The organism is Acinetobacter rudis (assembly GCF_000829675.1).
Classification (GTDB): Bacteria; Pseudomonadota; Gammaproteobacteria; order Pseudomonadales; family Moraxellaceae; genus Acinetobacter; species Acinetobacter rudis.
Genome location: NZ_BBRX01000058.1, coordinates 1 through 24,454, shown reverse-complemented (window position 1 = coordinate 24,454; position 24,454 = coordinate 1). Strand labels below are relative to the sequence as shown.

Genomic DNA, 24,454 nt, shown 5'->3' with positions numbered 1-24,454 from the left:
TGAAGGCTTAAACATGGCGTATGCTGCCGATGAGTCTGATGAATTCGTTAAAGCAACACAAATAGGTGAAGCAGTCTCTATTGATGACAATGATAGCTTAGTATTCATGAACTTCCGTGCTGACCGTGCACGTGAACTGAGCCGTGCTTTCATTGAAACTGAATTCACTGGTTTTGAACGTAAAAAGCAACCAAAACTCTCAATGTTTGTCATGTTGACACGTTACCAAGCGAGTCTAAATGCACCTGTTGCTTATATGCCTGAGCCATTAAAAAACTCACTCGGTGAATATTTATCTGACCTCGGTAAAACTCAACTTCGTATTGCTGAAACGGAAAAGTATGCACATGTGACGTTCTTCTTTAGTGGTGGTCGTGAAGATGAATATCCTGGTGAAAAACGTATTTTAATACCATCACCGAATGTTGCGACTTATGATCTACAACCTGAGATGAGTGCGTATGAAGTGACAGACGCATTGGTTGATGCGATTAATTCACGTGAATTTGATTTGCTTGTGGTGAACTATGCCAATGGCGATATGGTTGGACATACAGGTGTATTTGATGCCGCAGTGAAAGCTGTTGAAGCAGTAGACACTTGTTTGGGCCGTTTATATGAAGCAATTCAAGCCAACCAAGGACATATGTTAATTACTGCCGATCATGGTAATGTTGAGCAAATGCAAGACTATATCAGTGGTCAGGTACATACACAGCACACAACTGAGTCTGTACCATTTATCTATGTTGGGCCAAGCGAAGCGACAATTGCAGAGGGTGGGGTTCTAGCAGATGTTGCACCGACTTTACTGAACTTGATGAAGCTTGCTGTACCTGCTGAGATGAAAGGACGCAATCTGATTCAACTTAAGCAATAACTTAATATTAAAAACAATGGATCTAAACATGACTAAAACTTGGAAATATATTGCTGTATTGGCAGGATTGCTTGCAAGTGGCGGTCATGTTTGGGCACAGGGTTTTGATGCGCATCCCTCAGATTGGGACCGTGAAGATACGGCAACTGCAGAAGTACCGATCGAGTCGATTGAGCAGTTTGTGCAAATATTTGGTGTAGTCAAAGAAAATTATGTTGTTGAAAAATCTGATGATGCTTTGTTTTTACAAGCCATTAAGGGATTGGTCGGTGGGCTTGATCGCTATTCACGTTACTTAACTTCTGAAGAATATAAAGATTTACTGAATTACACCGAAGCAGATATTGCTACAGTTGATTTCCAGCTTAGCCATGATTCACATAGCCATCAGTGGAGTATCAAAAACCTAAAAGTGGGTTCTGATGCTGAAAAACTGGGTCTGAAGAATGGTGCTGTGGTTTTTAAAATCGATAACCATGAGCTAAAAACTTTAAATGCGGCACAAGTTGATGATCTGCTACATGGCGCAATGGGTTCAACACTACAATTACAACTCAATGCTAAAAGTCCAGTTTTGAGTGTTGTACGTACCAAAAAAATTGAAGTCGCAGATATTGAACCGATAATGCTCAATAATCAGGTTCTTGTGTTAAAAATAAAAGTTTTTCAACAAGATACTGCAAATGAAGTAAAACGTTTAATTGATGAGTATCCATCGTCACGTTTAAAAGCAGTCCTGATCGATCTGAGAAATAATCCAGGTGGTTTACTCTCTGCAGCTGTAGAAAGCGCAGATTTATTTTTAGACCAAGGCGTGATTGTTTCAACCAAGAGTCGTTCTGAAGGAAACCAGCAATTTCAGGCTTTGCCTGGTAGCGATTTTCCCAAGATTAAGTTAGGTATCCTCATTAATGGCCGTTCAGCATCTGCTGCCGAAGTATTTACCGCAGCACTCAAAGAGCACCGCCGTGCTTGGGTGATGGGCGAGAAGAGTTATGGAAAAGGTGTGGTACAAAAGCTATTTCCATTGGCAAATGGTGCAGCATTACAAATGACGGTATCCCATTATTTCACGCCCAATGGTGGGATGATTGATGGAAAAGGAATTCAACCCAATCAAGAGTATGCTTGGCCTCTTGAGATGAAAGAAGATAACTATTTAAACAATGCTGCAGAAATTTTATTGAAGCGACGTTAGTCGGTTTGCACTGAGTTGGGTGGGACAAAAAGAAGATCACCACTTACATAAGTCCACGGCTATCATTTCATTAGAAATTATGGACTTATGTTTATATTTGCTAAAGTTGAAACAGTTTTGAGGACTGACTAGGGTTTAATCAGGCCAAAACGGATTGCCAAATGGGTAAGTTTTACATCACTATCAATATTCAATTTTTCAAAAATCCGATAACGATAGGTATTGACAGTTTTTACACTCACAAAAAGCTTATCGGAAATTTCTTGCGCACTAATACAGTTTACAACCATCATAGCCACTTGCATTTCACGTTCTGAAAGTGCGTCGAATGGTGAGTTTTGAGTATCAGAGAGATAAGAACTGGCAAGTTGCTCTGCAATATCAGCACTAAAATACTTTCCACCTTGCATGACTTTATTGATGGCCCGAACCATCTCTGAAATCGGTGCTCCTTTGGTGATATAGCCTTTGGCCCCAGCCTTGAGTAGTAATGATGGATAAGGTTCTTCAGCAAGACCACTTACCGCAAGTACTTTGGTATCAGGTGCTGTTTGTAACAAACGACGTGTGGTTTCAACGCCACCAATGCCCGGCATATTTACATCAAGGAGAACTACATGGGGGTGGTGTAGTCTAACCATTGCAATTGCGTCTTCACCAGATTCCGCCTGGCCGATCACCTGAATATCAGTTTGATCTTCTAACATGCGGCAAATGCCAGTACGTACCAGCTCATGGTCGTCGACAACAAGTACTGTAATCACATTTCCCCTCCTTTTTATCCATAATTTGATGATTTTTGTTACATAACGAAAAATTGGCTTGCAATTGGACAACAAAATTAGCAATGCTTACACTTTCTATATGAAACAATTATGCTTAAACCCGTGAGTTCATCTTATTGCACGTAGTTGTGTTAATGTAAGTCATATTTGAGCTCAGAAGCAAGATTTATGAAAACCCAATGAGATGAGTAGGTTGCCGTGAAAAAATCTAAAAAATTATTAAAACATGCACTGGGTATATCCGTGCTTCTCGGTCTGAGTTCTGCAAGTTTTGCTGATATTGTAATGAACTCTGCTGGGAAAGGTGTGTCCTCTGCACAGAGTTGGTCTGCTGAAGATGCGAGCCGTCTTTTAGATGGTGATGTTTCACCAAAGGGTTCTACTTCAGTTACTACAACGCTTCGTCAAGCAGGATCACCGAGCTCAACAGCAGCTCAATCGTATTCACAAGTTTATGATACAAATAACTATAACAGTCAACCTTCAGTTGATGCACGTGCTGCATTAGTTATGGACGCACAAACGGGTGAAGTGCTCTACAGTAAAAATGTTAATGCGGCCTTGCCTATGGCATCAATTACCAAGTTGATGACGGCAGTGGTGACTGCAGATGCACAGTTAAACATGTCAGAAAACATTACCTTACAGCAAATTGACTTTGCTGGTGCAGGGGGTAAGAACTCAAGTTCAACATTGAAAGTGGGCGATACAATGAATCGTGCCGAAATGTTACTTGTTGCACTGATGAAATCTGAAAACCCAGCTGCTGCTGCATTGGCACGAACTTACCCAGGTGGTCGAGCTGCCTTTGTTTCGGCGATGAATGCAAAAGCTCGTCAATTGGGTATGAACTCAACACATTATACCGAGTCTACAGGTTTAGATCCGCGTAATGTAGCATCTGCACGTGATCTAGGTATCTTGGTGAGCTCTGCTTATCAGTATGGTTTGATTCGTCAATTTTCAACTACTGCACAATATGACTTTGATTTAGGCTACCGTGTTTTAAAATCTAATAATACCAACGCACTTGTACGTAATGGTGGTTGGAATATCAATATTTCAAAAACAGGTTATATCAACGAAGCTGGTCGCTGTGTGGCCATGCATACCACTGTGAACTCTCGTCCTGCAGTTGTTGTGTTGATGGGGGCTTCAACCTCTCAAGCACGTACCAACGATGCAACTAACCTTTTAAACTGGGTGAGTCGTTTACCAAAACGTATTTAATCGGTCAGATCTGATTGGGTTCAGTTAGATCAAGCAGTTGCTTGATCTACAGACATAAAAAAACCTGCAATAAAATTATTGCAGGTTTTTTTGTCTAAGCTTTGCCGCTTATTTTTCCATATTTGAAAGAATAGAGCTGCGAACTTGTTCCATTGTTGCATCAATGCTGAGCATCACTGCATCTTCACATTGTTTGATTGCTGTATCAGGATCTTTTAGACCGTTACCCGTCAATGTACATACAATCACAGAACCTTCAGGAATTTTACCTGATTTGATGTCACGAATCGCACCACCAAGGCTTGCAGCAGATGCTGGTTCACAGAACACACCTTCATACATAGACAGTAGACGCTGCGCTTCTAAGATTTCAGCATCTGTTAATTCATCGAACCAACCATTTGAATCACGCACAACCGCTTTAGCATGGTTCCAGCTTTGTGGGTTACCAATACGAATAGCTGTTGCAACTGTTTCAGGGTTTTCAACCGCTGCACCGCGTAAAAATGGTGCAGCTCCAGCAGCTTGATAACCTACCATTGTTGGACGTGGACTGGCTGCTTCTGATGGTGTAAATGCATCAGTTTGCGCATCATAAACTACACGTACAGTAGGATCAGTCGCTGTTGCTTCGCTATAACCCATCCAGTGTGCAGTGATGTTACCTGCATTACCGACAGGTAAGCAGTGATAATCAGGAGCACGACCAAGAGCTTCAACGATTTCGTATGCAACAGTTTTTTGACCTTGCAAACGATAAGGGTTGATTGAGTTTACGATTGTTACAGGTGCTTGATCCGCAACTTCTTTAACTAAACGCATACCGTCATCGAAGTTACCACGGATTTGCATTGTGATCGCACCGTACATCATGGCTTGCGCCATTTTACCCATAGCAATTTTGCCTTCTGGGATAAGTACAAATGCTTTAATGCCTGCGCGTGCCGCATAGGCAGCAGCAGCAGCAGAAGTATTACCTGTAGATGCACAAATAATCGCTTTTGAGCCTTCTTCAACTGCTTTGGTCACTGCCATGGTCATACCACGGTCTTTAAATGAACCTGTAGGGTTAAGACCCTCATACTTCACATAAATTTCAACATCTTTGCCGATAATGCCAGGAATATTATCCAGCTTGATGAGTGGCGTGTTGCCTTCATTTAAAGAGATAGCACGTGTAGTTGCAGAAACAGGTAAGCGATCACGATAGCGGTCAACTAGACCAGTATAACGATTGGCATTCGACATGATGGGTTTTCCAGTGAAGTGTAAAGCTGGTGAGGGCATTTGCCCTCAACCTGATTAGTTCTCAAGCAATTCTAAACGAATTCTGATAATTTCGCCATGAATTGCAGGCAAGGCTTGAATTTGAGACAGCGCGTCATTCATTTTTGATTCAACCACAGGGTCAGTCAAAATCACGATAGGAATGAGATCTTTCAAGCGTGGCTGTTGCATAATGGCATCAATACCAATACCTGCACGACTCAAAATGGTGGTGACATCAGCCAATACCCCAGTCTGATCTTCCGCATTTAAACGGATATAGTAGCCTGTGGTCATCTCTTCGCTTGTTAAAATTGGCGTATCTGCTAAAGCTTCAAAAGCGAGTTGTGGAATTGTGCCAGCACCATCTTCGGTATAGATAATATCACGAACAATATCAATAACATCGGCAACAACGGCAGAAGCTGTTGGGCCTGCACCTGCACCTGCGCCATAGTAAAGTGTTGAGCCCACAGCATTTGACTGTACCAATACAGCGTTTTTAACACCATTTACATTGGCAATTAACTTTTCTTCAGGGATGAGCGTTGGGTGTACACGCAGCTCAATACCTTTTGCACTGCGACGTGCAATACCTAAATGTTTGATGCGGTAACCCAAATCTTCAGCATAAGCAACATCTTGTGCTGTAATTTTACTAATACCTTCGGTATAGACTTTATCGAACTGTAATGGGATACCAAAAGCACAAGAAGCTAAAATAGTCAGCTTGTGTGCAGCATCAATACCTTCAACATCAAAAGTAGGGTCAGCTTCAGCATAACCAAGCTCTTGAGCTTCTTTAAGTACGTCTGCAAAAGCACGACCTTTCTCGCGCATTTCAGTCAGAATAAAGTTACCTGTGCCGTTGATGATGCCTGCTAACCATTCAATTTTATTTGCAGCTAGACCTTCACGAATCACTTTAATGATCGGAATGCCACCAGCGACAGCTGCCTCATAGGCAATTTGTACGTGGTGATCATCAGCAGCTTTAAACAGTTCGTTACCATGTTCAGCGAGAAGTGCTTTATTTGCGGTGACGACTTGTTTGCCATGTTTAATGGCTTCCATGATGATTTCGTAAGCAGGGTGGATACCCCCCATCACTTCGACCACAACATCAACATCAGGTTGACGAACAATATCCAATAAATCAGAACTTTGTTTGATGCTAGGATCTAAGTCAAGATCTGGACGTGGACGCCGTGTACCTACATAGGTAATTTGAATTTCACGGCCCGTGCGACGACGAATTTCAGTTGCGTTTTCTTGCAGTAATTTAAGGGCTCCACCCCCAACGGTACCAAGACCGAGGATCGCCAAGCGAACTGGTTTCACGTCACACTCCATATATTGAAAATTGAACGATTGATCATAGCTAAAAAAAACAGCAGACTCTAGGGTGCAACATGCTTTTATTTGCATCTAATCCAATTATTTATCTAAACGTTTTAGTAGTTCATCAGCAGTCATATAAGCACCAATGTGTTCGCCTTCAGTGTTATAAATTGCAGGCGTACCATTGACTCCCATATTTAGGCCCATTTGATACTGATCACTGACTGGGTTTTTACATTGTGCTGGTGGTAAAGCTTCACCTGCAACAGCCTTTTCAAAAGCTTCTTGACGGTTAGCACTACACCATACACTTTCCATAACAGGCATAAATTGTTCGCCACGTGGCCAAGCAATATAGCGAACTTCAATGCCTTTGCTATTCATTTCAGGGATATGGCTATGTAATTTATGGCAGTAAGGGCAGCTTGCATCGGTGAAAATATACACCACATGTTTGGCTTTGCCTTTTGCTGGATAGACGATGAGGTCTTCAACTTTAAGTGCGGCGAATATTTTCTTGTTTTCAGCCGCCTGAATCTTGTCACTGATATTGGTAATTTCTTTGTCACCTAAACGCAGTACATCACCTTGGATGAGAAATTTACCATCACTGGTGGCATAAACTGCACTCATCCCTTCAAGATTGACCCAATAGAGATTCGGTACTTCAGTGGGTTTAATTTCTTTGATTTTTGCGTTGATATTGGCCATTTTGAAATGGCCTTCTAATGTATTGATGAGGCGTTTTTGTGTATTGCGTTCAGTAATGTTAGATGCTTCAGCAGTGGCAGGCGTAGTTGCTGTAAGCGTATCATCTTTTTTGCTTTCGGTGGATTTGCTACAAGCAGACAGAATGAGCGTTGACGCTAATGCGCAGGCGATGAATATTCTTGAACGGTTCAATAGCATGGACGACCTTTGATTGGAATTAGTACAATTTTTGACAGCTAAGCATAGCAAAAAAATAGACTGCATTGATTAAAAGTTTACTACAGCATAATTCTGAGCAGTCTATTGAGTGGTTGAGCTCAAAAAATTTTTCCATAAATTATCTAGGGTTAAGCACGTGGATGATGCTGTGCATGTAAAGCTTGTAATCGAACTTGTGCAACATGTGTATAGATTTGTGTCGTGGAGAGATCACTATGACCCAGTAGCATTTGTACGACACGTAGATCGGCACCATGATTGAGTAAATGCGTCGCAAAAGCGTGACGTAGAGTGTGTGGTGAAAGCTGAGATTGAATACCCGCTTGTAAGGCATAACGTTTGATGGCATACCAAAAATTCTGTCTACTCATGATGCCACCGTGCTGAGTTAGAAACAAATAATCGCTACTTGAGCGGTAGAGCTGTGGTCGTGCTTCTTGTAGATATTTTTCAATCCATTCACAAGCCACTTGACCCATAGGAACAAGACGTTCTTTATTTCCTTTACCCACTATTCTTAAGTAGCCTTGTTTTAAATTGAGTAAATCTAGACGCAGTAAGAGTAATTCTGAGACGCGTAGACCACAGGCATAGAGAACTTCAAGCATGGCACGATCTCTGAGACCAAGTGCAGTGTTAATATCCGGTGCTTGAATTAATGCTTCTACCTCTTGCTCTGATAAATCATGGGGGAGGGCGCGACCCATTTGTGGTGTTTTATGCTGACCAACGGGATTATCGAGTCGAATTTTTTGTTCACGTAAAAATTTATAGAAGGCACGTAATGCCGATAAATTACGTGCAATTGAACGCGGACTTTTGCCTTTTTGCGTTAAAGCAATCAAAACATCTGAAATATCATCATGATTCCAGTCAGTTATCGGGCTTGGGATACATTCGCTACACAAAATTAAATCTGAAAGATAAGCATTTCGCGTATGAGGGCTGACCGTCTGAGCAATGAGATAATCACGAAACCCCTGTAGGTAACTTAAATGTTCGGGAATGCTTATGGCTGTAGGGATACGTGGTTTTTTATTGATATGCATAGTCAGACCTTGGGATTCTGAGATCGAGTTTGGACAGTAGATTAAATTGCTGAGAAAGTCGAATTGTAAGTATAGCAAGGCATGCAGCTTGCTTGTTAACTGAGAACTATTATCAAATTAAATGGTAACTATTCTTGTTTATCAGTATACTATTTGGCAGTTAAAATCATTTCAGGGGGCAACCGTGCGTTTGTCAGAGTTGAAGGTGAGGCAGACTGCTACAGTCACCAAAGTAAGTCGAAATTCAGACGAAAATGGTCATCCAGATTTAATAGCGAGTCGACTTGAGACATTGGGCTTTGTTGCTGGCACACGTGTACAGGTGGTTACAAAAGGTATATTTGGTGGTGATCCGATTTTAATCAAAGTTGGTTTTACTCAATTTGCTTTACGTAAGGCTGAAGCTGAAAAAGTTGAAATTAATCAGGTAGAAGGGGTCTGACATGAGTGATGTTTTACGTATTGCACTCGTGGGTAACCCTAACTGTGGTAAGACTTCTTTATTTAACCATCTTACGGGTACCCGTCAAAAAGTTGCTAACTATGCTGGCGTGACGGTTGAACGCAAAACAGGTCATTTTAATTTACCTTCTGGTCAAGCCGTTCGTGTTCTGGATTTACCAGGCACGTATAGTCTTAACGCAACTAGCCCTGATGAAGAAATTACACGTGATGTAGTGCAGGGTAAAATTGCTGAAGAAGGCGATCAAGACGTTTTTATCTGTGTGGTTGATGCGACTAACCTGAAATTGCATTTAGGTTTAGTACTTGAAGTCATTGAGTTGGGTAAACCAATTTTAGTTGTGATGAACATGATGGACGAAGCTCGTCGTCGTGGTATGCAAATTAACACAGAAAAACTCTCACAACGTTTAGGTGTACCGATTGTTGAAACTGTTGCTGTACGTAGTAACGGTATTGATACGCTTAAAGCAGCCTTAGAGCAAGCAAAGTACCATCAAGCCAAAACAGAACTGAGTGATATCGTACTGGGCGGCGAACCGTATCAGAAAGTAGATCAAGTACTCAAAGACGTGATCAACTTTGTTGAGGAAGATGATAAACGTACAGCGTTTTTAGATAAAATCTTTTTGCATCCTGTAGGTGGTTTGGTCTGCCTTGCAGTCATGATGTTCGTGGTATTCCAAGCAGTATTTGCTTGGGCTGAACCTTTTATGGAAGGGATCGAAGGATTTTTTGCGTGGTTTGGTGAAACGATTGGTGGCTATATCAGTCACCCTCTGCTGCAAAGTTTGGTCGTCGATGGTGTGATCGCGGGGGCGGGCAGTGTCTTGGTATTTATGCCGCAGATTTTGATCTTATTCTTCTTTATTTTGGTGTTAGAAGAGTCGGGTTACTTACCACGTGCAGCGTTCTTGCTAGATAAATTAATGTTTAAAGCAGGGTTAAGTGGCCGTGCATTTATTCCATTATTGTCAAGTTTTGCTTGTGCGGTTCCTGGCATTATGGCGACGCGTAGTATTAGCGATCCACGTGATCGTTGGACAACGATCCTCGTCGCACCGTTAATGACTTGTTCAGCACGTTTACCTGTGTATGCTTTATTAATTGCCGCATTTATTCCTGAATATCAAGTGTGGGGGCTGTTTAACCTACAAGGTTTAGTATTATTCGGCTTGTATATGGCGGGTATTATTAGTGCGCTTTTGGTTTCTTGGATCGTCAAACTGTTCCATAAAGATAAGTCACAACATGCATTATTGATGGAACTACCTAGTTATCAAATTCCAGATTTGATGAGTGTCGGTATTGGCTTACTGGACCGTGCAAAAATCTTCTTAAAACGTGTAGGTGGTATCATCTTTGCGTTATCTGTTTTGCTTTGGTTCCTGTGTACTTTCCCTCAGCCACCTGATGGCGCAACTTTACCTGATATTGACTATAGTTTTGCAGGTATGTTGGGACATGTATTACAACCGATCTTTGCACCAATTGGATTTAACTGGCAAATCGTTATTGCGTTGATTCCTGCGATGGCTGCACGTGAAGTTGTGGTTGCTGCGTTAGCAACAGTATATGCCTTGTCGGGTACCGACGAAGATGCTATTGCTCAAGGGCTGTCTCAGTTAATTAGTGCAGATGGTTCTGGTTGGTCTTTAGCAACTGGTCTGTCACTCTTGGTTTGGTTTATTTATGCACCTCACTGTTTGGCAACTTTGGCAACAATTCGTCGTGAAACAGGCTCGCTGAAAACGGTCATTGGTATGACGGCATATCTGTTTGGTTTGGCGTATTTGATGTCATTTATTACTTATCGGGTCGCACTGCATTTTTGGGGCTAATCACGAACATACTCGATTAATGTCGAGAGGAGGTTGAAATGGTTGAATATTTAATCATTGCGGTTCTGGTGATTTGGAGCGGGATTTTTGTTTTTAAAAAAGTCTTACCTAAATCGGCATACTCGCTGCAACAGGCGTTATTTGAGAAGTGCCAGCAACAAGGTTGGACGACTTTGGCCAAATGGTTGAAGCCTAAAATGGTTGCTGGATGTGGTGGTGGCTGTGGTTGTGATACCGATTCAGATGCACCTCAGCAAAGCAAAGAAGCACCTCAAGTTGTTAAGTGGAAGTAATTAAAAATATTATTCTTCAAAAAAACCGCTATAAAGCGGTTTTTTTACGCGCTGACACAAAAAAGACCCGATAAAACGTAATCTAAAAAAGCATTAGAAATGTCAAAGTGATAACATTTTGCCAGTTTGATTATTGTCGGCGGGTAAAGCAAATGTTAATACAGCGTGGTGGCTTAAAAGTTGTTGCAGGTTTGGGGGTTTCAGGCGTTGCAGCAGTGAATTTTTTACATCAACAAGGCTACCGTGTTGCAGTCACTGATTCACGTGAAACACCTCCAGGTTTCGATCAAATTCCTGCGGAGGTACAACGTGTTTTTGGTCATTTTGATGAAGCACTATTATTACAAGCTGAAGAAATTATTATTAGTCCTGGTCTAGATCCTAAAACACCAGAAATTCAAAAAGCAGTCGCAAATGGCATTGCAGTCATCAGTGAGATCCAGTTACTCAGACGCGCAACAGATTTACCCATTGTGGCGATTACAGGATCAAATGCAAAAAGTACAGTAACGACATTGCTGGGTCAAATGGCGCTAGATGCTGGCAAAAAAGCAGCAATTGGCGGTAATTTAGGACGTCCCGCTCTTGATCTGCTTAAAGATGAGCCTGAATTATTTATTTTAGAACTGTCGAGCTTTCAGTTAGAAGCGACTTCAAACCTCAATGCAGAAGTTGCTGTTGTGTTAAATATGAGTGAGGATCATTTGGATCGTCATGGTGATATGCAAGGCTACCATGCTGCAAAACATCGTGTGTTCCAAGGCGCAAAACGCATTGTTTATAATCGTGAAGATGCACTGACACAACCGTTAATTGCCGATCAGATCCCTCGTCAAAGTTTTGGTATTCATGCACCAGATCTTAATCAATACGGAATTTTGCGTTCAGATGATGGCAGCATGTATCTGGCTCGTGGCCGTGAGCGTTTGATCAATAGTGCTGAACTGTATATTCAAGGCATGCATAATCTCGCCAATGCTTTGGCATGTTTGGCCTTAGGTGAGGCAATAGGTTTGCCTATGGCATCTATGCTTGAAACTTTAAAGCAGTTTAAGGGCCTAGAACATCGCTGTGAGTTTGTTAAAGCGCTAAACCAAGTTAGATATTATAACGACTCTAAAGGCACCAATATCGGCGCGAGTTTGGCTGCAATCGAAGGTCTTGGGGCTGCAATTGAAGCAAAACAGGCTAAACTGGTCATGATCTTAGGTGGTCAAGCCAAAGGACAAGATTTTAGTGTTATCCGTGAAGCCTTACAAAAATATGTTAAAACGGTTGTTTTAATTGGTGAAGATGCAGGTTTAATTGAAGCAGCAATTGTCGGTTGTTGTGAAATACAACATGCTAAAAGCTTTGCTCAAGCAGTAGAACTATGTCAACAATTGGCTCAGCCTAATGACGTTGTGTTGTTATCACCTGCTTGTGCTAGCTTTGATATGTTCAAAGGTTATGAGCAGCGTGGTCGGCAGTTTGTTGAACTGGTACATGGTTTAGCGGAACAATAAGCATAAGAAGGAAGAAGACATGGCTGGCTTAGAGACAACCATAAATAAAATCAATCAAATATATGAGAAATTACAGCCGAAGCTTCCAGCTGAGTTAAGTACGCGAAACATACTGATGTTTTGTGTGCTTTCTCTGCTGTGTATAGGCACGGTCATGGTCGCTTCAGCGTCTATGCCTTATGCTGAGGGATTGCATGAAAACCCATTTCACTATGTATTTCGTCATGCTATCTCTATTGTTGTTGCTGCCGCAGTTGCATTTGCTGTTTATCAGGTTTCACTGACAACTTGGTTTAAACATACTTTTTTACTGTGGCTGGTTGCGATCATTTTGTTGGTTTTGGTACTTGTTGTCGGTACCGAGGTCAACGGATCTAAGCGTTGGATTCGCTTGGCTGGTTTTACGTTACAGTCCTCTGAGGTGGCGAAGGTGGTTATGGCCATCTTCACTGCTGACTATGTGGTACGCCGTGCCGATGAGGTTCGAAATAGTCTAAAGGGACTTGGTCGGTTATTGGGTGCGATGATTATTACTATCGTACTCATCGTCTTTGAACCTGACTTAGGTGCGACCGCAGTTATCGTATTGATGATGATCGGGGTATTCTTCTTAGCAGGTGCACCGATGATCCAGTTTGCTGGTGCCTTTATCGGCGTGTTAGCAGCGTTGATCATTGCGATTTTAGTAGAGCCCTATCGACTAGAACGTTTGACGTCTTTCTCTAACCCTTGGGCAGATCCACTCGGTTCAGGGTATCAGCTTTCAAACGCGCTGATGGCTTTTGGTCGTGGTGAGTGGATTGGCGTGGGTTTGGGGCACAGTATTCAAAAAATGTCGTATTTACCCGAGGCACATACTGACTTTATGTTAGCAATCTTCGGTGAAGAGTTTGGTTTCTTGGGCATTACAGTGGTGATGGTTCTGTCATTTTCAATGTTGGCCTGCTGTATTCGCATTGGGCATCGTGCATTGAAAAATCAGTATCTGCGTGCAGGTTATCTGGCTTATGGCATTAGTATCATCTTCTTATTACAGATTCTGGTGAATGCTGGTATGAATATGGGTATGCTCCCAACCAAAGGTCTGACCTTACCATTTATTAGTTATGGTGGTTCATCGCTGATTGCTTGTGCTGTGATGGTGAGTTTTATCCTAAAAATCGATGCCACAACCCGTGTGATCAATCCGAATAAAGAACAATCAAACTTCTAAACTATAACTGCTTAGGATTTGATGAAAAATTTAAAGCACAGTACGCATAATTTGGGTCTGTGCTTTTTTATTGATATATGCCTGCGATGCGACCGCCTTGGGGAATCAAATTTCGATCCCACTGTGCGGTAGCCTGTTGTAGCATGCGATAGGGGCGATCAAGCTCCACAGCAGGCTGTCCAAGCGCTTTGAGGGCCTGCTGTAGGTGTTGGCTAGCATGTTGCGGATCTAGCGCCTGAGCAAGGTTTTGTTTTGAAAGTTTTTGTCCCTGTGCATTCATTGCTAAAGGAAGATGCATATAGTGCGGTTGGGCGTAGTTTAAGCATTGTCCTAGCCAGATCTGTCTGGTTGTATTGTCAAGTAAATCTGCGCCGCGTACGACATGTGTAATGCCCTGTGCTGCATCATCAACAACAACAGCGAGTTGATAGTTCATAATGCCATCACGGCGTTTCAGCACAAAGTCACCTAAGTCATGCTGTAAATTAGAACATTGCTCTCCCTGAAGCGCATCTGTAAAGCAAATCAGTTGATTTGTAACTTTGAGACGAATTGCATGATGTTCAAAAGCGAGGCCAAGTTCACGGCAAGTTCCTGCGTATATATGGTTTGAACCGAGCATTTTTCGCGTACATTGGCAGGCATAGGTGAGATTAAGTTGTTGTAATTGTTCTAAGATTTCTTGGTAATAATCCAGTCGATCACGCTGAAAAATGATTTTTGCATCAGGCTCAAATTCAAACGCATCGATACAACGCAGTATATGTTCCTCACTCCCCGGATAGATACGAGGAATGTCAGTATCTTCAATACGAACAAGCCATTGACCTGCATGTGCTTTTGCATCGCAAAAACTTGCAACCGCAGTGATCAGTGAACCAAAATGTAGTGGGCCGGTTGGCGAGGGTGCAAACCGGCCCATATAGGGGGATAACGTGTCGGTCATGACCAGTCGAGTTTAGCCGTTATTTTGCTTCTCTTTGATCTCTGCTAGAGTTTTGCAATCGATACAAAGGGTAGCTGTAGGACGAGCTTCTAGACGACGTAGACCGATTTCAATACCACAAGTCTCACAAAAACCATAGTCATCATTTTTGATGGTTTCTATAGATTGCTCGATTTTACGAATCAATTTACGCTCGCGGTCACGCGTACGTAATTCGATAGCGAACTCTTCTTCTTGAGTTGCGCGGTCGTTTACATCTGGAAGTGCAGATGATTCGTCTTGCATGGTATTTAATGTACGATCAACTTCTGACATTAATTCAGCTTTCCAAGCCAAGAGGATTTGGCGGAAATGCTCTAGTTGTCCTTCGGACATGTATTCTTCATTTTTTTTGAGCTGATAAGGCGCAATACCAAACAGGCTAGCAGTGGAACTGTTATCCGATGCTTGCGACTTGGTTTTACGTGCACGTTTAGTCTTATCGCCATCAATCACTTCGATGTTTTCTTCCAAGACCTGGTTTTGGTTGTCATTCGCCATAAAGGGAAATCCTCATCATATACGTATGTCATTACGCAAAAAGTATGGTGATATGCAAGTTTTATTATTGCTTCCCATAGAAAATTAATCTATCGGGGGCGTCATCATATAGAGTTTTCTACAAAGATGAAAGCCATGACGCTTAGAATTCATTTTCCTACTTCACTAGGTCGAATAAAGTAATCTAAATTGATAAAAATTAAAAGCTAGTATCCGCAAATAGTTGGGTCAATTGTGGGAAGTTCATAATCAATACGATGGACTTGCGTGGTAAAGCTCCCATCAGGGTTTAGACTCAAACAACGATAACCAGGAGCAATTTGATCTAATGTAAACTCTTGTTGCCGTGGTTTAAATTGTACACAAGTTGACGGGGTCGAGAAAAAGGCAATTTGATTCCACATATTGACTGAGTCTTGATGTACATGACCACAGAGAACCACTTTAATATTATTAAAGCGTTGTAAAATTTTCTTTAACTCGAGCGCATTTTTTAATTTATGTTGATCAATCCATTGTGAATACATATCGATTGGATGGTGGTGACAGGCGATCACAACAAATTTATCTTCAAGTTGCATCAGCTGTTGTTCTAATAGGTATAGCTGTTCGCTTTGAATAAAACCATCGATATGATTTTTTACAGCACTATTGAGCAAGATTACTGCCCATGGATCTAGATCTATTACACCAGGTTGAGGTAATGCTGTAGAAAAGGGGAAAAGCTCAAGGTTGTCGTGGTTACCTGGAATTTGAAAACAAGGATAGCGAGTGCTTGCCACATAGTCTTGATAACGCTGATAAGTACTTTCCACAGATTCTTGAGCTAAGTCACCTGTATGCAATAATGCATTTGCATCAGGATAGCGCTGCTGAATATCTTGCATCACTGCATGGAAAGTTTGCTCAGGTGAATGACCTAGAAAAACAGCATTCGGATCCGCCATTAAGTGCGTATCTGTGATTTGGATTAAGGTCTGTTTTTTATGAGTCTGATGATTGTAGGAAGACACTTTATTCACCTATAACCTATCAAGCGTGAATAGATGCTGCTTAAGCCATTGCAGCGCCATGATTACAGGCGCATTGCATAAGCGTTGGCTATCTAATAGTAGATCGAGATCCTCATAGTCAATCAGGTGTAGCTTGATGTTTTCGCCTTCTGTGACGACACCAAAGACTCCACCTTGTTGAGGTAAATGGGTTGCAGCACTATAGAGATGAAAAACCTCGTCACAGGCACCAGCAGATGGATAAAAACTGAATAAATGTTTTAGTCTATCGACCTGACAACCTGATTCCTCTACCGCCTCTCGGCGAATACAGTCTTCGGCAGTTTCATCACCATCTAAAATACCGGCGATGACTTCAAGTTGCCAAGGTGAGATTGGGTCTTGGATAGCACCAATGCGGAATTGTTCAATCAGTGCAAATTTCTGTTGTTGGTCATCATAAAGCAGTACACCTGCTGCTTGTTTACGGTGTACGATTTCGCGTGTAAGTTGTGGGCTAGAACCCATCTGATCAAATAAACGGTGGCGCAAACTCACGCGTTCGATTTGTAGAAACCCTTTGAAAATGGTTTCCGTTTTTTCGATTGTTACGTCGTTGCGCCCAAAGCTCGCGTTGTGAATAATACCCATAAAAATTAAGCAATGAGGATGAAATATATTTATCTCATCCTAACTTAGAATAATGGGAAGACAACAGATTTTTTTAATAATTATACTTTTCGATACAATTGCTGTCCTTGTTCATGGTACATCTCCTTCATATTTTGCATACCTGTTTCAGCTTCTTCTGCTTGTGAAGCTTGCTGTAAACCTTCAGCATAATTTCGAACATTTTGGGTGATTTTCATTGAGCAAAATTTAGGACCACACATAGAACAGAAGTGTGCAGACTTATGTGCCTCTTTCGGCATGGTCTCGTCATGCATACTACGTGCTGTATCTGGATCTAAACTCAGATTGAATTGATCTTCCCAACGGAACTCAAAACGCGCTTTAGACAGAGCATTATCACGAACTTGTGCGCCAGGGTGACCTTTTGCTAAGTCAGCTGCATGAGCTGCAATTTTGTAGGTAATGATGCCGTCTTTCACATCTTTTTTGTTAGGTAGACCCAAGTGTTCTTTCGGGGTCACATAACAGAGCATCGCTGTACCATACCAACCGATCATCGCTGCACCAATGGCAGAGGTAATGTGGTCATAACCAGGTGCGATGTCGGTGGTTAGAGGCCCAAGAGTATAAAATGGAGCTTCTTGACAAACTTCGAGTTGTAGATCCATATTTTCTTTGATCATGTGCATAGGCACGTGACCTGGGCCTTCAATCATCACTTGTACGTCATGTTTCCAAGCGCGATGTGTCAGTTCACCAAGTGTGCGTAATTCGCTAAATTGAGCTTCATCATTGGCATCTTGAATACAGCCAGGACGTAATCCATCACCTAAGCTAAATGAAACATCGTAAGCCTTCATGATTTCACAGATTTCATCGAAATGCGTATATAAGAAGTTTTCTTGATGATGTGCCAGACACCACTGTGCCATGATTGAACCACCACGAGACACAATACCTGTTAAGCGGTTTGCAGTAAGTGGAACATAACGTAGGAGTACACCAGCATGAATGGTAAAGTAATCTACGCCTTGTTCTGCTTGCTCGATAAGTGTGTCTTTAAAGATTTCCCAAGTAAGGTCCTCTGCAACGCCATCGACTTTTTCTAATGCTTGATAGATTGGTACAGTACCGATAGGTACAGGCGAGTTACGGATAATCCACTCACGTGTTTCATGAATGTTTTTACCTGTAGACAAGTCCATGATGGTGTCTGCACCCCAGCGTGTTGCCCAAGTCATTTTTGCAACTTCTTCATCAATACTCGAACCGAGTGCAGAGTTACCAATGTTGGCATTGATTTTAACCAAGAAGTTGCGACCAATAATCATAGGTTCAATTTCAGGATGGTTAATGTTTGCAGGGATAATGGCACGACCTGCCGCAATCTCTTGACGTACAAACTCAGGAGTGATTTCTTTTAAGTTTTGTGCACCGAAGTTTTGTCCCGCATGTTGACGGCAATCGATCCCTTCACGTTGACGTTGGTTTTCACGAATTGCAATGTATTCCATTTCAGGGGTAATAATGCCCTGTTTGGCATAATGCATTTGTGTAACGTTCTTACCTGCTTGGGCACGACGTGGGTTTTGAATTTGAGCAAAACGGATATCTGCGGTACGAATGTCTTTTAAGCGCTCTTGACCAAATTTAGAACTTAAAGCATCTAAAAGCTCAGTGTCTTGGCGTTCTGCAATCCAGTTATCGCGAATTTTAGGTAGACCTTGATTGAGATCAATATTGACATTAGGGTCGGTATATACGCCAGAAGTATCATAGACCATGATCGCTGGATTGACTTCACCACCTAAACCAGTGGGTGTATCTGTCAGGCTAATTTCACGGAAAGGTACTTGAATGTCTGGGCGAGAACCTTGGACATAGACTTTTTGAGAAGCAGGGAGGATACGCGTCAGATCTTTAGCATCTTGTTCATGTTGAGCTGAAAGATCTTCAGGTGAAAGATTCGTTAATTGGTTCATGGCATGATCCTTATGAAATACATCAACGAATCAAGCACGCCTAAAAACAGGGAGTAATCCCATCAGGCTGGTTATTTTTAAAATAACATTGGCTATGGTTTTTAGTGGGCTTGATTCCTACGCAGGTATTAACCTGATCAGGTTCAACGGTACTTGGACTTAAACTCAGCAATTCTGTTGAGTTGGTACAATCTCAGCGAGGTTTACTCGCGCTCCGTCAAGCTGAGTTGATGTTAACACAGTTCTGGTTGTTTACCAGTCTGATCAATTAACTTGTTAGGTTGTAGATCATCATGTTGTTCATGATCAATATTAAAGTGTAGTTTGGGGCAGGGTGTGGGTTAATTGGATGCTGTCAGCTGAGGAAAGTCTGCGTGACAGACAGCATCGAGAAAACAGTTACGCTCAGGAAGACGCTGTAGTCCAAGGTAGTGTTCAAGTTGAGCCAATACTTGAGGCTGCGCATGTTGCTTAGTGTTCTCAATTTGGAGCCTTTGTTCAGGACGGAGATCAATAAATCTTAAAAAAGCTTGTGCCTGCTGACTGAGGTGGCCATGTTCTTGTTGAGCGAGTTGTTTGATCTCTTCTAACATGTCGGCTTGAATGTCATCTGCACCATCGAATTGGATGGAGATAGGGCTCTTTTGTCCACCTTCAAACAACAATAGGCTGTAGTAATGCAGTAGATAGAGTGCATCTTGGTGATAACTACTTTTTGGATAGTTTGTGAGGTAGTCTTGCCAATAGAGGGCTCGCCGTGCAACTTCATTGGCCGAGATGTTGAGGTGGCGTTCGGTCCATAGGGGCTGTAGATTTTGTTCTGCCAATTCATTGACAAAATTAAGTTCTGCCTCAGGTAAATTGGGTGCGAAAATCTTGGCTAAATACTGTGGATCGCGTCGGTAAAATACTTGTCCGTTATCAAGCTCAACGAGATCAATATAGGCTTGAGAGTGATGTCTGATGAGGTACTGGTCACGACTATGTAGTTTTTCAAAATTATTTTGTTGAATAGTCGGGTATTGGGCTTGATTGGCGACATAGTAAGTAAATGCTTTTTGCTGTTCAGGATTGCGATCAACTGCTAAGAATTGTTGATACATCTGATCAGAAAGGTGCATTAATTGCTTTTGTTCTGCAAAATCAAGATGTGGCAAACAAATTTGAATTTGCTGATTAATTTGTTTGAGTGCCAAGGTTGTACGCTGAGCATTGATCTGTTGCATATCATTTTTTAGGTTTTGACAAATGATATTAAGATCCGTGCTGGTATTTAAAGGTTTGACTTCTTCAACCGACACGGATTGGGTCACATTTGCGGGTGATTTAGGCAAAATAAACACCACAAATATGATCACAATGAGGCATATAAGTATCAAAATATTTTGTAGTCGTTTTGATGGCTTCATCTATGCATTTGACTATGACTGCTAGGATAACTTAGTCATTCTTAATCAGTTAAGTAAAATAATCAGTAAGGGATATGCTACGAATATTGTATGATTTGTAATGTAAGTTACAGAAAATGGGTTTAGATTCTGAGTTGTATTTCTATATTTTGGGCATTAAACCTCTAGTATCGTTCTCTTTATTTTAAAAATGTGTTAAAAGCCACTATATTGTACAGTGTTGTTGAATATTGGTAAGTGCCGAGCGTGGGTTTCATTTTCAATTGTGAACAAAGCAGAAAGTTAGTCTTTTGTCATAAATATTTCACAATCACTATGCTTAAATAGCCTCCGTATAAATCTGTTCACTTATTCCATTATTGTTATTAATCGCTGCTTGTGGAGCGTTGACCTTGAATCCAAATAATCCTGTTTTAAATCACCATATCTCTTCGCAGTTCAACGAAGAGTTAATCGCTGTGAATACTAAATTTATGGCAATGGGCGGTTTGGTTGAACAGCAGGTGGCCAATGCGGTTCATGCGTTGCTTGACACCAATGCAAACCTAGCGATTGATGTGCAGTTTCAAGACAATGTGGTAAATCAATATGAGCGTGATATTGATGAAGCATTGACATTGATTTTGGCACGACGCCACCCCGCTGCAATCGATTTGCGTATGGTGATTGCGATGAGTAAAGCCAATACTGATCTTGAACGTATCGGTGATGAGGCTGTGAAAATTGCACGCATCGCACAAAACTTATGTGAAGAAGGTGAGTCACCACGTGGTTATGTTGAAACTCGCCATATTGGTAATCAAATTCGTGTAATGATTCATGAAGCTTTAGATGCATTTGCGCGTGTTGATGCAGAACAAGCATTGAAAGTATTACTTGCTGATGCAGATATTGATCGAGAGTATCAGTCAGCTACGCGTACTTTGATGACTTATATGATTGAAGATCCTCGTCATATTACCCGTGTTATCAATGTGATGTGGGTATTACGCTCACTGGAACGTATTGGTGATCATGCACGTAATATTTCAGAGCAAGTCATTTATATTGCCAAAGGCTTAGACGTACGTCATACCAGCGTTGAAGAAATTGAAGAAAAAGTTCAAAAGGGTAATTCTTAATTCCCAAACTAACTCAATCGCCTAAATTGACTTCACTCTCCAAACAATATGGTGTTTAGAGATATTCAATCTTGCATAGAAACAATTTCAATTTTTTAGATCGTGTCGCCTAGCGCTTCACGATCTAAAATTTTCAATTAGTCTTCTGCTAAAATTTCTTCAAGTAACTCTTGGCTTGGTGCAAAATAATAAGCACCATCAATTGCAGTCACAAAGTGTAAAAGACGGTCATGGATCGCATCACCTGAACGTCCAAACATGTGTTCAAGCATATGATCGATGATATTTAAATCCTTGGTGTAGGCAATAAAAAAGAGTCCCTTTTCTCCTTGACCATCACCATAAGGCAGTGAGTGTCGTAGGATCTCCATTTCCTCACCTGCATCGTCTTCAATGACTACTCGTGCAATATGTGCATTTTTTGGTTTGGTTTCATCATCCATTTCAATGCTTTCTAATTTCGAGCGACCAATCACATTTTCTTGTGCATCGACTTTGAGACGTTGCCACTTGTCTAAGTCGTGAATATAGCGTTGTGCAAAGACAAACGAGCCATCCGCAAATACCCCCGCTTCTTCTCCGAGTAGTGCTGTTTCAGCACGATCATCTGGAAATTGAGGGTTTTCCGTGCCGTCAATAAATCCTGTTAAATCACGACTATCCATATAGCGGAAACATACGCGCTCATCGAGTAATTCCACTTGATCTTGTATGCCTGTAAAGAAGCTTTGGCTGAGTGCAAAACAAAGGTCAGCACGTGCACTGGCGATATGGATGAGCAGATCCGCCTCTATCGCGGGCATATTAAATGCGCCTTGGATTGGTGCGAGTGCTTTTAGTCCAGGCACTGCTGTTGCATAAAGTTGAGTCCAAAGTTTAGGACCAAAAGCAATCGAAAGTTTAACCTCAGCATCACGGTATTGACCATGTAAACGATCTCGCGTGCTTTGTAGATGATTCAATTGTTGCTTTAATTGTTCTATAGAAAGGTCTTTTAGATTTAAAACAATAAAACGAGCATGGCTAGAGGGCTGAGGTAAAATTACGGATTGGGCTGTCATTGCTGAATGGCTCCATAAATATGATGAATAAATATTGTGTTAATAATGATTGAATAAAGCTAAAAGTCTATTGGATCAACAGAACCTTTAAATCATAACAAGGGCTTTTTTTTAAATCGAGCGTTGATTTTTATAATTTTAGCTAAACCAAGTTTGCAGAAGCTGGTCAAGAAAACTTTAGTGATCTAGAGATCACCAAAGTTTTTATTATGGATTTAACCTGAGTGTTTTATTACGATGACTTAAGTTTTTGTGCTGTAAATAGCACGATAAATATTAAGGCCATACAAAGCACAATACTGAGGCCAGTTGAAATATCTAAAAGGGCGCTTGACCATAGTCCAATCGTTACCGCACCTTGTGCTAAGACAAAGGCAATTATGGCCATTTGTTTTGGTGATTGTGCGATGAGACGCGCGCTTAGGGCGGGGATCACCAGTAAGGCACCCATAAGTAATGAACCTACTGCACGTAATGCAAGTACTGTAAATAATGCCAAGAGCAACATGAAAATTAGTCGCTGCCACTGTGCATTAACGCCCTCACTGACTGCGATATCTGGATCAATAGCGACCTGTACTTGTGATTTCCATGAGCGAATTAAAATCACCACTGCAAGCAAAATAATCAGTGCGAATACAGGTAGGTCGGCCCATTCAATCGTGAGCAAATCCCCAAATAAATAACTTAATAGTTCTGGTCGGAGGCTAGGCATTTGTTGGATAAACAGTAAACCCGCACAAAGTAGTGTCGCTGAGCAGAGTGCCAACAAGGCATCATTGGGCAAGCGTGGGTCATGCAGGAAGGATAAGATTGCGACAAGAACCACAGCCAATAAGGCGACACCTAGCCACATAGGTAAACTGTAGGCTGCGGCAAATGCGACACCAAGGAGCGTGCCATGTGCCATGGTGTCTGCAAAAAAAGACATGCGACGCCACAGCATTAAACAGCCTAAAGGTGCTGTTAGAAAAACGAGCAGTGTCCCCATCAACCAAGCAGGCAAAAGTAAGTTTAACCAATCCATCATGCTTTAGCTTTCCGCTTCTGGGTGAATGTGTGGGCGAGAGTCGTGTTGACAAGGGAGCGCCGTATCACCGTGACCACAGTGATCATGGTGATGTTGGTAAAAGACACGTTGTTGACCAAATAGGGCTAAATAGGCAGGGTCTTGTTGCACGTGTGCAGGGAGTCCACTACAACAGATATGTTTGTTTAAACATACCACGCGCTGCGTTCCTTGCATGACCCACTGTAAATCATGAGAAACGATCAGTACTGCACAGCCATAGCGTTCAGGTAGGCTACGTACATAATCATAAAGTTCGGCTTCGGACTGGATATCAAGTCCTTGCATCGGTTCATCCAAAACTAAAACATCCGGCTGACGCAGTAAAGCACGTGTAAGCAATACACGTTGGCGCTCTCCTCCAGACAGCTGTTGTACTTTTGAATCTTGTAGTTTGCTTATGCCTGTATCACGAATAATTTCTGATTTTATAGCGGCATCGCATACTTCTAAGTTAAGTAAATCTTTTACCCGAAGCGGTAAGCTCTGGGAGGGGTTAAACTTTTGCGGTACATAGGCAAGTTTAAGTTTATCTTGTAATACACGTTGACCTGAGCTTGCCTTAGTAATGCCGAGGATTACTTTAATTAAAGTTGATTTCCCTGCGCCATTGGGGCCAATTAAGGTCACAATCTCTTTTTTGTTTAGTGAAAAATCAATATTTTTTAGAATGTCACGCTCATCGATACGTACATTAATATTTTTAAG

General features: G+C 41.7%; 23 protein-coding genes and 1 riboswitch. Of the genes, 9 read left to right on the top strand and 14 right to left on the bottom strand.

Annotated features, from left to right (window positions below; all coding sequences use genetic code 11):
- Positions 1-880, top strand: an 880-nt coding sequence (gene gpmI / locus Aru01_RS13990) for a 2,3-bisphosphoglycerate-independent phosphoglycerate mutase (protein WP_042111488.1), incomplete at its 5' end; no start/stop codon positions are given.
- A 28-nt stretch (positions 881-908) separates the two neighbouring features.
- Positions 909-2,078 (top strand): S41 family peptidase, encoded by a 1,170-nt coding sequence (locus Aru01_RS13985; protein WP_016654709.1) that lies wholly within the window; start codon positions 909-911, stop codon positions 2,076-2,078.
- A 128-nt stretch (positions 2,079-2,206) separates the two neighbouring features.
- Here the strand turns inward: Aru01_RS13985 and gacA are convergent, their stop codons facing one another.
- Positions 2,207-2,842, bottom strand: coding sequence for a response regulator transcription factor GacA (gacA, locus tag Aru01_RS13980; RefSeq protein ID WP_016654710.1), 636 nt, complete (start codon positions 2,840-2,842; stop codon positions 2,207-2,209).
- Between the two features lie 219 nt (positions 2,843-3,061).
- Between gacA and pbpG the strand changes: the two genes are divergently transcribed.
- Entirely contained in the window at positions 3,062-4,093 is a 1,032-nt protein-coding gene (pbpG, locus tag Aru01_RS13975; RefSeq protein ID WP_016654711.1) for a D-alanyl-D-alanine endopeptidase PBP7/8, read from the top strand.
- Between the two features lie 108 nt (positions 4,094-4,201).
- On the opposite strand, the gene thrC is transcribed toward pbpG, so the two are convergent.
- The 4 genes from thrC to xerD all read right to left on the bottom strand — a co-directional run bounded on the left by thrC (position 4,202) and on the right by xerD (position 8,679).
- Entirely contained in the window at positions 4,202-5,341 is a 1,140-nt protein-coding gene (gene thrC, locus Aru01_RS13970) for a threonine synthase (protein ID WP_040331008.1), read from the bottom strand.
- Between the two features lie 54 nt (positions 5,342-5,395).
- Positions 5,396-6,700, bottom strand: coding sequence for a homoserine dehydrogenase (locus Aru01_RS13965; RefSeq protein WP_016654713.1), 1,305 nt, complete (start codon positions 6,698-6,700; stop codon positions 5,396-5,398).
- A 96-nt stretch (positions 6,701-6,796) separates the two neighbouring features.
- Positions 6,797-7,609: a DsbC family protein gene (locus Aru01_RS13960; RefSeq protein ID WP_016654714.1), complete on the bottom strand. Its 813-nt coding sequence runs from the start codon at positions 7,607-7,609 to the stop codon at positions 6,797-6,799.
- Positions 7,610-7,758: 149 nt separating this feature from the next.
- Complete coding sequence (gene xerD / locus Aru01_RS13955; RefSeq protein ID WP_016654715.1) at positions 7,759-8,679, bottom strand: site-specific tyrosine recombinase XerD; 921 nt, start codon at positions 8,677-8,679, stop codon at positions 7,759-7,761.
- A 184-nt stretch (positions 8,680-8,863) separates the two neighbouring features.
- On the opposite strand from xerD, the gene Aru01_RS13950 reads away from it, so the two are divergent.
- From Aru01_RS13950 to ftsW, 5 genes are all read left to right on the top strand, one after another.
- Positions 8,864-9,121 (top strand): FeoA family protein, encoded by a 258-nt coding sequence (locus tag Aru01_RS13950; RefSeq protein WP_042111487.1) that lies wholly within the window; start codon positions 8,864-8,866, stop codon positions 9,119-9,121.
- 1 nt (position 9,122) lies between these two features.
- Positions 9,123-10,982: a ferrous iron transporter B gene (feoB, locus tag Aru01_RS13945; RefSeq protein WP_016654717.1), complete on the top strand. Its 1,860-nt coding sequence runs from the start codon at positions 9,123-9,125 to the stop codon at positions 10,980-10,982.
- 38 nt (positions 10,983-11,020) lie between these two features.
- The gene (locus Aru01_RS13940; RefSeq protein WP_016654718.1) at positions 11,021-11,275 is read left to right on the top strand and encodes a DUF6587 family protein; all 255 of its coding nucleotides are present in this window, start codon (positions 11,021-11,023) and stop codon (positions 11,273-11,275) included.
- A gap of 152 nt (positions 11,276-11,427) precedes the next feature.
- Positions 11,428-12,780 carry a UDP-N-acetylmuramoyl-L-alanine--D-glutamate ligase gene (gene murD / locus Aru01_RS13935; RefSeq protein WP_016654719.1) on the top strand — a complete coding sequence of 451 codons (1,353 nt, stop codon included), beginning with the start codon at positions 11,428-11,430 and terminating at the stop codon, positions 12,778-12,780.
- Between the two features lie 19 nt (positions 12,781-12,799).
- Positions 12,800-13,993 carry a putative lipid II flippase FtsW gene (gene ftsW / locus Aru01_RS13930; protein ID WP_016654720.1) on the top strand — a complete coding sequence of 398 codons (1,194 nt, stop codon included), beginning with the start codon at positions 12,800-12,802 and terminating at the stop codon, positions 13,991-13,993.
- 67 nt (positions 13,994-14,060) lie between these two features.
- Here ftsW and gluQRS read toward each other — a convergent pair whose 3' ends face one another.
- The 6 genes from gluQRS to Aru01_RS13900 form a co-directional block, all read right to left on the bottom strand.
- Entirely contained in the window at positions 14,061-14,939 is an 879-nt protein-coding gene (gluQRS, locus tag Aru01_RS13925) for a tRNA glutamyl-Q(34) synthetase GluQRS (RefSeq protein WP_016654721.1), read from the bottom strand.
- A 12-nt stretch (positions 14,940-14,951) separates the two neighbouring features.
- Complete coding sequence (gene dksA / locus Aru01_RS13920) at positions 14,952-15,479, bottom strand: RNA polymerase-binding protein DksA (RefSeq protein WP_016654722.1); 528 nt, start codon at positions 15,477-15,479, stop codon at positions 14,952-14,954.
- A 206-nt stretch (positions 15,480-15,685) separates the two neighbouring features.
- Positions 15,686-16,501, bottom strand: coding sequence for a 3',5'-cyclic-AMP phosphodiesterase (gene cpdA, locus Aru01_RS13915; protein ID WP_016654723.1), 816 nt, complete (start codon positions 16,499-16,501; stop codon positions 15,686-15,688).
- Positions 16,502-17,122, bottom strand: coding sequence for an NUDIX domain-containing protein (locus Aru01_RS13910; RefSeq protein ID WP_016654724.1), 621 nt, complete (start codon positions 17,120-17,122; stop codon positions 16,502-16,504). It lies immediately after the preceding gene.
- 80 nt (positions 17,123-17,202) lie between these two features.
- Positions 17,203-19,086, bottom strand: a complete 1,884-nt coding sequence (gene thiC, locus Aru01_RS13905) for a phosphomethylpyrimidine synthase ThiC (protein WP_016654725.1) — start codon at positions 19,084-19,086, stop codon at positions 17,203-17,205.
- Between the two features lie 97 nt (positions 19,087-19,183).
- Positions 19,184-19,313: riboswitch (TPP riboswitch) on the bottom strand.
- A gap of 114 nt (positions 19,314-19,427) precedes the next feature.
- The gene (locus Aru01_RS13900; protein WP_155757910.1) at positions 19,428-20,420 is read right to left on the bottom strand and encodes a hypothetical protein; all 993 of its coding nucleotides are present in this window, start codon (positions 20,418-20,420) and stop codon (positions 19,428-19,430) included.
- Positions 20,421-20,887: 467 nt separating this feature from the next.
- Between Aru01_RS13900 and phoU the strand changes: the two genes are divergently transcribed.
- The gene (gene phoU, locus Aru01_RS13895) at positions 20,888-21,616 is read left to right on the top strand and encodes a phosphate signaling complex protein PhoU (RefSeq protein WP_016654727.1); all 729 of its coding nucleotides are present in this window, start codon (positions 20,888-20,890) and stop codon (positions 21,614-21,616) included.
- A gap of 137 nt (positions 21,617-21,753) precedes the next feature.
- On the opposite strand, the gene Aru01_RS13890 is transcribed toward phoU, so the two are convergent.
- The 3 genes from Aru01_RS13890 to znuC all read right to left on the bottom strand — a co-directional run bounded on the left by Aru01_RS13890 (position 21,754) and on the right by znuC (position 24,445).
- Entirely contained in the window at positions 21,754-22,677 is a 924-nt protein-coding gene (locus Aru01_RS13890) for a Dyp-type peroxidase (RefSeq protein WP_016654728.1), read from the bottom strand.
- A gap of 232 nt (positions 22,678-22,909) precedes the next feature.
- Positions 22,910-23,707, bottom strand: coding sequence for a zinc ABC transporter permease subunit ZnuB (gene znuB, locus Aru01_RS13885; protein ID WP_016654729.1), 798 nt, complete (start codon positions 23,705-23,707; stop codon positions 22,910-22,912).
- A gap of 3 nt (positions 23,708-23,710) precedes the next feature.
- Positions 23,711-24,445, bottom strand: coding sequence for a zinc ABC transporter ATP-binding protein ZnuC (gene znuC, locus Aru01_RS13880; RefSeq protein WP_042111486.1), 735 nt, complete (start codon positions 24,443-24,445; stop codon positions 23,711-23,713).
- Between the last annotated feature and the right edge of the window lie 9 nt (positions 24,446-24,454).

Excerpts from the sequence above, each read along its gene's own strand:
- gluQRS (WP_016654721.1), bottom strand. The coding sequence starts at position 14,939 with ATGACCGACACGTTATCCCCCTATATGGGCCGGTTTGCACCCTCGCCA.
- Aru01_RS13940 (WP_016654718.1), top strand. The coding sequence starts at position 11,021 with ATGGTTGAATATTTAATCATTGCGGTTCTGGTGATTTGGAGCGGGATT.
- feoB (WP_016654717.1), top strand. The coding sequence starts at position 9,123 with ATGAGTGATGTTTTACGTATTGCACTCGTGGGTAACCCTAACTGTGGT.
- Aru01_RS13985 (WP_016654709.1), top strand. The coding sequence starts at position 909 with ATGACTAAAACTTGGAAATATATTGCTGTATTGGCAGGATTGCTTGCA.
- ftsW (WP_016654720.1), top strand. The coding sequence starts at position 12,800 with ATGGCTGGCTTAGAGACAACCATAAATAAAATCAATCAAATATATGAG.
- znuB (WP_016654729.1), bottom strand. The coding sequence starts at position 23,707 with ATGATGGATTGGTTAAACTTACTTTTGCCTGCTTGGTTGATGGGGACA.
- Aru01_RS13960 (WP_016654714.1), bottom strand. The coding sequence starts at position 7,609 with ATGCTATTGAACCGTTCAAGAATATTCATCGCCTGCGCATTAGCGTCA.
- thiC (WP_016654725.1), bottom strand. The coding sequence starts at position 19,086 with ATGAACCAATTAACGAATCTTTCACCTGAAGATCTTTCAGCTCAACAT.
- Aru01_RS13910 (WP_016654724.1), bottom strand. The coding sequence starts at position 17,122 with ATGGGTATTATTCACAACGCGAGCTTTGGGCGCAACGACGTAACAATC.
- murD (WP_016654719.1), top strand. The coding sequence starts at position 11,428 with ATGTTAATACAGCGTGGTGGCTTAAAAGTTGTTGCAGGTTTGGGGGTT.
- Aru01_RS13890 (WP_016654728.1), bottom strand. The coding sequence starts at position 22,677 with ATGACAGCCCAATCCGTAATTTTACCTCAGCCCTCTAGCCATGCTCGT.
- thrC (WP_040331008.1), bottom strand. The coding sequence starts at position 5,341 with ATGTCGAATGCCAATCGTTATACTGGTCTAGTTGACCGCTATCGTGAT.
- dksA (WP_016654722.1), bottom strand. The coding sequence starts at position 15,479 with ATGGCGAATGACAACCAAAACCAGGTCTTGGAAGAAAACATCGAAGTG.
- xerD (WP_016654715.1), bottom strand. The coding sequence starts at position 8,679 with ATGCATATCAATAAAAAACCACGTATCCCTACAGCCATAAGCATTCCC.